The sequence below is a fragment of the Actinosynnema sp. NPDC023658 genome (genome assembly GCF_040639995.1).
In the GTDB taxonomy this organism is placed as follows: domain Bacteria; phylum Actinomycetota; class Actinomycetes; order Mycobacteriales; family Pseudonocardiaceae; genus Actinosynnema.
Window position 1 is genome coordinate 12388 of the sequence record NZ_JBFAAX010000010.1, and the last position, 8708, is coordinate 21095.

Annotated in this window: 8 protein-coding genes; 2 read left to right on the forward strand and 6 right to left on the reverse strand. The window is 73.3% G+C overall.

The features are described from left to right. Window positions 1–72 precede the first annotated feature (72 nt). The 3 genes from AB0G02_RS02720 to AB0G02_RS02730 are packed head-to-tail and all read right to left on the reverse strand — an operon-like array spanning window position 73 to window position 2640. Window positions 73–1242, reverse strand: a complete 1170-nt coding sequence (locus AB0G02_RS02720; protein WP_360788288.1) for a cytochrome P450 — start codon at window positions 1240–1242, stop codon at window positions 73–75. A 29-nt stretch (window positions 1243–1271) separates the two neighbouring features. After that, a complete protein-coding gene (locus tag AB0G02_RS02725) occupies window positions 1272–2111 on the reverse strand; it encodes a DUF4097 family beta strand repeat-containing protein (RefSeq protein WP_360788290.1) in 840 nt (279 codons plus the stop codon). Window positions 2112–2151: 40 nt separating this feature from the next. After that, window positions 2152–2640, reverse strand: a complete 489-nt coding sequence (locus tag AB0G02_RS02730; protein ID WP_360788293.1) for a toxin-antitoxin system HicB family antitoxin — start codon at window positions 2638–2640, stop codon at window positions 2152–2154. Between the two features lie 432 nt (window positions 2641–3072). Here AB0G02_RS02730 and AB0G02_RS02735 point away from each other — a divergent pair, with 432 nt between their 5' ends. Continuing rightward, a complete protein-coding gene (locus tag AB0G02_RS02735) occupies window positions 3073–4248 on the forward strand; it encodes a hypothetical protein (RefSeq protein WP_360788296.1) in 1176 nt (391 codons plus the stop codon). Window positions 4249–4455: 207 nt separating this feature from the next. On the opposite strand, the gene AB0G02_RS02740 is transcribed toward AB0G02_RS02735, so the two are convergent. Further along, window positions 4456–5316, reverse strand: a complete 861-nt coding sequence (locus AB0G02_RS02740; protein WP_360788299.1) for a tetratricopeptide repeat protein — start codon at window positions 5314–5316, stop codon at window positions 4456–4458. Window positions 5317–5506: 190 nt separating this feature from the next. Further along, window positions 5507–5737, reverse strand: coding sequence for a transcriptional regulator (locus AB0G02_RS02745; RefSeq protein ID WP_360788302.1), 231 nt, complete (start codon window positions 5735–5737; stop codon window positions 5507–5509). A gap of 165 nt (window positions 5738–5902) precedes the next feature. On the opposite strand from AB0G02_RS02745, the gene AB0G02_RS02750 reads away from it, so the two are divergent. Further along, a complete protein-coding gene (locus AB0G02_RS02750; RefSeq protein ID WP_360788305.1) occupies window positions 5903–6232 on the forward strand; it encodes a helix-turn-helix transcriptional regulator in 330 nt (109 codons plus the stop codon). A 105-nt stretch (window positions 6233–6337) separates the two neighbouring features. Here AB0G02_RS02750 and AB0G02_RS02755 read toward each other — a convergent pair whose 3' ends face one another. Then, window positions 6338–8410, reverse strand: coding sequence for an AMP-binding protein (locus AB0G02_RS02755; RefSeq protein ID WP_360788308.1), 2073 nt, complete (start codon window positions 8408–8410; stop codon window positions 6338–6340). Window positions 8411–8708 lie beyond the last annotated feature (298 nt).

Below are 8708 nucleotides of genomic sequence, written 5' to 3' on the forward strand. Positions count from 1 at the left end.
GCGGCCGGCGCCAAACACCACCCGGTCGCCCGGTGGCCGTGGCGGCCCCGGTGGTCTCCTCCGCTCCCCGGGTCAGCCGGTGAGCAGCGGCAGGGTCTGCACGCCGGTGAGCTCGGGGGAGGCGATGAACGTCGGCCGCCGGTCGGGGTCCGTGCGCAGCCGCGGGAAGCGGTCCAGCAGGACGTCGAGCGCGAGCCGACCCTCCAGCCGGGCCAGCGGTGCGCCGAGGCAGAAGTGCGCGCCGCGGCCGAAGCCGAGGTGGGCGTTGGGCTCGCGGGTGATGTCGAGGACGTCGGGGTTCGCGAACCGGCGCGGGTCGCGGTTGGCGGCACCGAGCCACAGCATCAGCATCCGGTCGCCGGGCACCTCGACGCCCGCGATCACCTGCGGCCCGTTCGTCACCCGCGCCACCGCCGCGAACGGGGTGAGGAACCGCAGCGACTCCTCGATGGCGGCCGGGATGAGCGCGCGGTCCCGGCGCACCGCCGCGAGCTGGTCCGGGTTCGCGTCCAGGCACAGCACGGTGTTGCCGAGCAGCATGGTGGTGGTGAGGTGGCCCGCCACCAGCAGGATGCTCGCGAAGTTGACCACCTGGGCGTCGGACAGCCGCTCACCGTCCACTTCGGCCCGGACGAGGTCGTTGAGCAGGCCCGGTCGCGGCGTGCGGCGGCAGTCCGCGGCGTGCGCGGCCAGGTAGTCCAGCAGCGGTCGCATGACCTCGACGCGGTCGCGCAGCTCCTCCCGCTGCGTGGCCTCGTCGTTGTTGAGCGAGAGTGGGCCGGTGTCCTCGAACATCTTGTCGACCCACAGCTTGAACAGGTCGCGGTCGCTGCTCGGCACGCCGAGCAGTTCCGCGATCACGATCACCGGTAACGGGTAGGCGAGGTCGCGGACCAGCTCGAAGTCGTCCTCGGCCACGTCGTCGAGCAGTTCCCCGGTCAACGCGGTGATCCGCGGTTCGAGGTCGGCCACGACCTTGGGCGTGAAGGCGTGGCTGACCAGGCGGCGCAGCTGCCGGTGCTCCGGCGGGTCGAGCTGGAGGATGTTGCCGTCGGTCACGGACCGGTCCATCGCCGGGAACAGCCGCGTCGTGTCGGACGAGAACCGGCCCCAGTCCGCGAGGATCTCCGCGACCTCCGGGTAGCCGTGCACGTTCCAGGTGCCGAGCTCTTCGTCGTGCTGGACGACGTGGTCGGGTCGTTCTCCGCGCAGCCAGGGCTGCCGCGGGTCGGTGTCCCACATGGTCGTTCTCCCCCTGATGGTGTCGTGGACTACGCGCGGTGGATGAGGATGTCGCCCAGGAAGGTGCGCGCGTGCACCTCGACCCGCTCCTCGGCCTCGCCGGGCGCGTCGGCGCTCGTCAGCTCGTTGCGCACGCGGCCGGCGGACGAGCGCACGTCCAGCCAGGCGGCCGTGCCCTCCCGGATGCCGACCGCCAGCTCGCCGGACTGGGTCTGCACGACCACCGAGCCGCGCACGACCTCGTCGACGCGGATGCTGCCGTTGGCGGTCCTGGCGCGCACGTCGCCGCCGGCGTGCCCGACGAGGATGTCGCCGTTGGCGCCGCTGACCCGCACGTCGCCGGTGACCTGGCCGATCCGCGTGGTGCCGTTGGAGTTCTTGACCGTGCCGGCGCCGTCGAGCCTGCCCAGGCGCAGCTCGCCGGAGCCGGTCGACACCTCGGCCCGGCCGGTGACGTGCTCGACCACCACGTCCCCGGTGGACGTGCCCGCCTTGAGCGCGGCGACGTCCCGCAACCGGATGTCGCCCGCGGACGTGCTGAAGCGGCACTCGCCCAAGGCGCCCTCGGTGCGGAAGTCGGTGAGCGAGCCGTGCGCGTCGACGTGCGAGCCGGTGGGCAGGTGCACGACGACCTGAACCGCGCCGGGCTTGCCGAAGAGGCTGCGCGACCTGGGCGCGGTGACGGTGAGGCGACCGGAGGCGAAGTCGACCTTCGTGCCCTCGGCGGCCTTGACGTCGGTGCCGCGGCTCGGGTCCTGCGGTTCGACGGTGACCACGGTCTCGGGCCGGTCGGCGGCGGTGATCAGGACGTCACCGACGACGACGTCGACGGCGAGCGTGATGGGTGCGGGCGTGGCGAAAGAAGGCATGGCTGTCCCCTCTGAACGGGTTCGGTCGGCGTTCGCGCTGCTAGCGGACCCAGCCGGTGTAGCGCTGGCGGGAGGCGGTGCGGCCGGGCTCGCGGTCGGCCCGTCCCAGCCCGGCCGCGGCGGCCCGCACCAGCCAGGCGTTGACGGAGATGCCCTCCCGGCCGGCGGCCTCCTCGACCCGGCCCTTCAGGTGCTCGGGCAGCCGCAGGTTGATCCGCGCCACCGACCCCTCCTCCGAGACCACCGGTGGCGGCTCGGTGGTGCCATCCTGGCTCTCGGTGGCATCATCGGGCACCGAGACGACGAACTCGGGGTCGCGGCCGCGCAACCGGACGTCCACCGACCCCGGTGCCAGGTCCCGGGTGATCTCGTCCACGGCCGTGGAGAGGGCTTCGAGCAGCGTCAACCGCACCGCCGAGTCCAGCGGCGCGACGAGCCGTTCGGCCAGTGCCCGTGCCTCCTCGCCGCCCGCCTCGGCGGCCGTGGCGAGCTCCCGGCGGAGGTTGTCGACGTATGGCGTCAAGTCCATGGCACCACTATGGCACCAGCTTGGCACCACTGGCAAGCGCGGTGGTGCCACGGTGGTGCGTCGCCGGGATCGGAGGCCTGCCACCCGTTCGGATGAAATCGTCGTTCGGTGAGACCAGTGGTCCTATTCGGAACGTGACGGCGGGGCATGATCGTTTTCCGGTTCGTTCGGGTCGGGTGGAATAGCGCAGCTCGTGGCGGGGGCGGATGGAAATCCTCGACAGCCGCGGTACGGTGTCGCCCGAATGACGGTTGACCAGCGCAGATGGGCTGTTCGACGGTGGTGCCCCGCACTTTTGCGGCTCTCCACCAAAGTATTGACTCGAATGGCCTAAGCGACCTATCGGAGCACATGTGTAGTGATGTGCGTCCTGACTTCACTTCGATCCCGAATGCCTTGCCAAACCATCGGCACCGGTGCAAGCTTCCGCCCATGAATTTCCGCCCCCTGCCCGACGGGCAGTGGTCGCCGGTGCCCGAGCTGCCCGGCATCCCCGAGCCACTCCGGCGCGAAGGCGCCTACCTGCCGCCGCCGCTGCCGTCGGACCTGACGCTCCCGGTGGCGACCTACCGCCGGTGCGCGGAGGCCGAGCACGCGCTCGGCCGGCTGGACGAGGCCGCCGACCGGTTGGGCGTGCGCTCGGCCCTGGTGCGGTCGACGCAGGTCCGCGACGCGAACAGCTCGGCGGGGCTGTCCGGGGTGTCCGTGGGTCTGCGGGAGACGTTCGCGGCCGATCTGCTCGCCTCGCAGGAAGGTCCGCCGCCCGCGGACAGCGCCGCGCCGTCCCAGCTGGTCGCGCCGTTCCTCCGGGCGTGCGACCACGGTCTCGCGCGGGTCCGGGCGGGCGCACCCGTCGACGCCGCGCTGGTGGGGGAGGTCGCCGCGATCATGACCGGCGGCGAACCCGGCCACCGGCCCGACGTGCTGCGCGACGCGCCCGGTCGGTTGGGCGTCAGCGACGAGCGGGCGTACCTGCTGACCGCGACCGGTGCGCACCTGGTCGCGCTGCTGGAGCAGTGGTCGACGTGGGTGCGCGAGGAGTGCGAGCAGCCGCGCATCGCGAAGGTCGCGCTCGCGCACTACCAACTCGAGGTGCTGCAACCGTTCCCCACCGCCAACGGGCACGTCGCACGCACGTTCTCGACGTTGGAGATGGTGCGCGGCGGGTTGGTGCGCGACCAGGTGCTGCCGCTGTCGGTGTGGCTGGACAACGCGCTGACCGAGTACCAGCGGGAGATCCGCGCGGTCGTCGACACCGGCCGGGTGGACCGCTGGGTCGACTTCTTCGCCACGGCCGTGCGCGAGCAGGCGCTGGCCCAGCTCCGGCTGATCGGCCACCTGCGCGCGTTGGCGGCGGAGTACGCGGTCCGGTTGCCGCGCAAGGGGAAGCTGCCCCTGGTGGCGGCCGAGCTGATCGGTTTCCCGGTCGTGGACAACCGGTCGTTGCGCACCCGCTACGGCATCACCGCGAAGGCCGCCACCGACCTCACCGCCCGCCTGGTCGACCTGGACGTCCTGGTGCCCTGGGAGTTCCTCGGCTACCGCCGGGTCTTCCTGTGCCGGGACGTGCTCCGCCTGCTGACCGACAACCCCGACACCACCGCCTGACCCGCCACTACCGGGAAGAACGCGACCACACCGATGAGCACCCCCGACCGCTTCCCCGACGACCGCTCCCCGGAAGCCTGTCCCCCCGACGACCGCTCGACCGACGACCGTTCCTCCGGCGGTGGTTCTTCACCAGGCCGCCGCCCGTCATCCCGGCACCGCCGGTGCCCGAGGTGCGGACGGGCCGGGTGCCCCGGGCGACACCGCTCAAGCCCGGCCGGGATCCGGCTCGTGGCCGGTCTGCTGATCCAGGTCGGCGTGGCCCTGGTCCACCTGTTCCGGGACTGACTCCAGGTCGGCCACCAGGTCGCGGACGCGCTGCGCCGCCGCGTCGTCGGTGCCGATGAGCAGCGCGAGCGCGCGGTTGAACCGGCGGTGCGCGACGGCCCGGTCGCCGGCCGACCACAGCGCCCGGCCGAGCAGCGTGAGGCACCGCGCCCGTTCCGGGACGTCCTCCAGGTCCTCGAACACCTTGTCCGCGCGGGACAGGTACTTGACCGCCGAGTCGAACCGGCCGGCCTCGATCATCAACTCGCCCAGGTGCGCCAACGCCCGTGCGACGCCGGGTTGGTCGTCGTGCAGCAGGTAGAGCTCCAGCACCTCGTCGGCGCAGTTGACGACCTTGTGCAGCCGGCCCTGGGCGCGGTAGGTCGTGGCGAGGTCGTGCAACGCCCGTGCGGCGGCGTCCGGGTCGTCGTCGCGGAGGCGGTGGATCGCCAGCTCGCGCATCCCGGCGACGGCGGCGAGGCGGAGCGCTCCCCGCCCGCGTAACGACTCCGCCGCGCGGCGGAAGCCGGTGGCCAGCAACAGGGACGTGGGCAGCGCGGCGGCGAGTTCGGCCCCGAGGTCGAGCAGCTCGCGCGACCAGGCCTCGTCGGTGTCGGCGGGGACCACCGGCCACACGTCGGCGAACAGCGCGATCGCGGCCTCCGGTTCGCCCAGCGCGTCGCGCAGCGCCGCCGGCAGCTCGTCGCGGTGGGCGTCGAACCAGGCGTGCCCGGGTTCCCGCCGGGCGGCGGGCAGGCCCTGGCGCAACCGCGCGACCGCGTGCCGTGGCTCGTCGCTCACCTCGTGCCATCCTTCCGCGTCCCCGTGTCGGTGGACCGACGTTCCGGTGGTGGACCACTGGTCTCATCGCCGTGCGACGTCACTTGATCACGAGTGTCAACCAAACGGGTGAGAGCGCCTACCGCTGAAGTGGCGGACTCTCGGCGTATCCGGTCACACGTGCGCGGGACCGGGAGACCACGGACCGTCATCACCGCTGCGTGGAGACGACCTCGAAGAGGTCGTGGAACTGCATCGGCGCGAGCGCCCGCAGCGCGCCGCCGATGAACGCCGGGCCGGGCTGGAGGTCGCCGCTGAGGACGCGCGCGACCGTGGAGCGGTTGACGTCCATCGCCTTGGCCAGCGCGTAGTCCGACCCGAACCCGGCGAGCCGCGCGGCTTTGGTGAAGACATCGGTGCGGAGCTTGATCGTGTTCGGCATGGCCCGCCTCATGTTGTGCGCACCCAACGCAGGTCGTGTGTCCACAACGTAGCAGTCGGTGAGGCGTGCTCACACAACCATTGTTGTGCGCGCACAACGCGGCTTCGCCGGCTCACCTGGGGGAGCGCGCAACAAACGTTGCGCGTGCGCACGTAACATGGGGGCGTGACCACAGACGAGAGTGCGGACTCGCCCTGGTGGGACTTCGTCCAGCGCCAACTGGACGACCGGGCGATGTCCACAGCGGACCTGTCGGAGCGGACCGGTTTGGACCGGAGCCGCTTCACGGAGTGGCGCAGGGGCAAGGGCGCGTCCCTGGACACCGCCCGCCTGGTGGCCAGGGCGTTCGACATGAGCCCGCTGGAGGTGATGGTGAGGGCCCAGCTCATCACGGCCCAGGAGGCGGACCTGCGGGACGCCGCCCCCGACCCGGCGGCGCTGACCGATCAGCAGCTGCTGGCCGAACTGGGCCGCCGCCTGAACCGCCGGACCTGACGCCCGTACACCCCCGGGCACTGCCGGTGTGGGCACGCGCCGACCCCGGGCATCGGTGAGGTCGTGCGCGTGCCCTCCGGAGTGGTCGGACGGCGTCGCAGCCCGTCAGCCCGTCGGCCCGTCGACACCGCGCAGGATCGCCAGGCCGAGGTCGTGCACGGTGGCGCGCGGGAACTCCGACATCGGCACGGTGACGCCGTAGTCCCGCTCCAGGTCCTGCCGCAGCTTGATCATGCGCATCGAGTCCATGCCCGACGCGATCAGCGACTTGTCCTCGGGCAGCGCGTCCGGGCTCACGCCGAGCACGCCCGCGATCCGCCCGCGCAGCTCCGCGGCGACCGCGGCCGCGCGGACCTCCGGCGGCAGCGCGAGCAGCAGGCCGCTCACGGTCGACCGGGAGCCGATGGCGTCGGCCTGCGCCACGTCCGCGCTCGTCGCCAGCGGGGTGAGGCTGCCGTCGAGGTAGGCGTCCCGGCAGCTGCGCCGCTGGATCTTCCCGCTCTGCGTGCGCGGCACCGCCGACGGTTCGACGAGGACGACCTCGTGCACCTCGACCTGGTGCGCGCTCGCCACGCCCAGCCGGATCCGCTCGGCGAGCGCGACCGGGTCGCCGAGCGCGCCGCCCGGCTCCACCGCCTGCACCACGACGAGCCGCTCGCCCTCGTCGGAGTCCACCGAGAAGGCCGCGACCGGCAGGCTCGACAGGGCGGGCTCGACCTGCTGGACGGTGCCCTCGACGTCCTGCGGGTGCAGGTTGCGGCCCCGGATGATGATCAGCTCCTTGAGCCGGCCGCACAGCACCAGGTCGCCGTCGTGGAAGAACGCGAGGTCGCCGGTCCGGACGAACGGGCCGTCGCCGTCCGCCAGCACACCGGTGAACGTCTCGGCCGTCTCCGCGGGCCGGTTCCAGTACCCCTGGCAGACCACGGGCCCGCTCACCCAGACCTCGCCCACCCGGCCCGCGGCGCACTCGACGCGGGACCCGGCGTCCACGACGAGCACCCGGCCGAACGGCCCCGCGCCGCCGCACCCCACGAGCTCCTGCGTGCGCTCGGCGTCGCCCGACGACACCGGCTGGGCACGACCTAGCTCCAGCTCGGCGGCGTCGACCACGACGCCGAGCGGGTCGGGCCTGCGCCTGCCCACCACGATCTGCATGGTCTCGGTGAGGCCGTACGCCGGGAACAGGGAGGAACGCCGGAAGCCGACCGGGCCGAAGGCGGCGACGAACCGCTCCAGCGTCGGCGCCTGGACCCGCTCGCCGCCGATCAGCGCGACCTCCCAGCCGGACAGGTCGAGCGCCGCCCGCTGCTCCTCACCGATCGAGGCGGCGCAGCGCTCGTAGGCGAAGTTCGGGGCCGCGCTGAGCACCGGTCCCGGCGTCGCGGAGATCGCGGCGAGCCAGCGGAACGGGTCCGCGACGAAGTCCTCCGGCGTCATCAGCACGGCCTCGCCGCCCACCACCTGCGCGAGCAGGACCTGGCCGAGCCCGAGGGCGTGGAGGGGCGACATCCAGCACACGACGTTGCCGCCCGCCGGGAGTTCGCTCAGCGCGCGGAAGTTGGCCAGCTGCGCGCCGAGGTTGCCGATCGTGACCGCCACGCCCTTCGGCCGGCCGGTCGACCCCGAGGTGTACTGGAGCAGCGCCACGTCGTCGTCCGCCGTCCGGGGCGGAGTCCAGAGCCGCGCGTCGTCCTCGTCCAGGGCGTCGACGTCGATCCACGTCCCGGGCGGTGTGCGGTCGGATCCCCACCGGTCGCGCAACGCCGGCGCGAGCTCCGCGAGGGTGAGCACCGCGGTCGCCCCGGCGTCCTCCGCCACGTCGACGAACCGGTCGGTCGCGCCGGGCGCGGTCTTGGCGAAGTCCGGCGAGCAGGGCACGGCCACCGCGCCCGCGTACAGGCACCCGACGAAGCCGACGAGGAACTCCGGGCCGGACGGCAGCAGCACCAACACCCGCGCGCCCGCGGCGCCTTCGCGCTGCAGGGCCGCCGCGACGGCACGTGCCCGCAGGTCGAGCTCGCCCCGGCTGAGGACCTCGCCGCGCTCGCCGGGTGCGTGACCGGGAGGCAGGAACCGCAGCGCGGTGGAACCCGGAGCGCGTTCGGCATTGCCCCGCAACACCTCGACCAGCGAGTCGACCGCGGCTTCCGGGGTGTGAGCGGCGAGATCGGTCATGCCAAGGCTCCTGTCATCGCTCCTGTGCCGCGTGGCACGCCGAGGATCACGGCTGCGGGGAGGTCCGGCCAAGCCCGGAACGGGCCACCGACCGGCTACGGCGGGGGTAGCCGATCGGACACGCCGGCCGGTCCCCGCCTCCCGCGACCGCCGCGACGACGCCCGGCACGGCGGGCTCCGCGGGCGCAGCGCACGGACCGGACGAGCGTAGCGGCCGGCCGCACCCCGCGTCCCCGATCGCGGCACGGGTGCGCAGGCCCGCGAGGGGTCGGCCGGCAAGAGGGGGCCGGACAGGCGC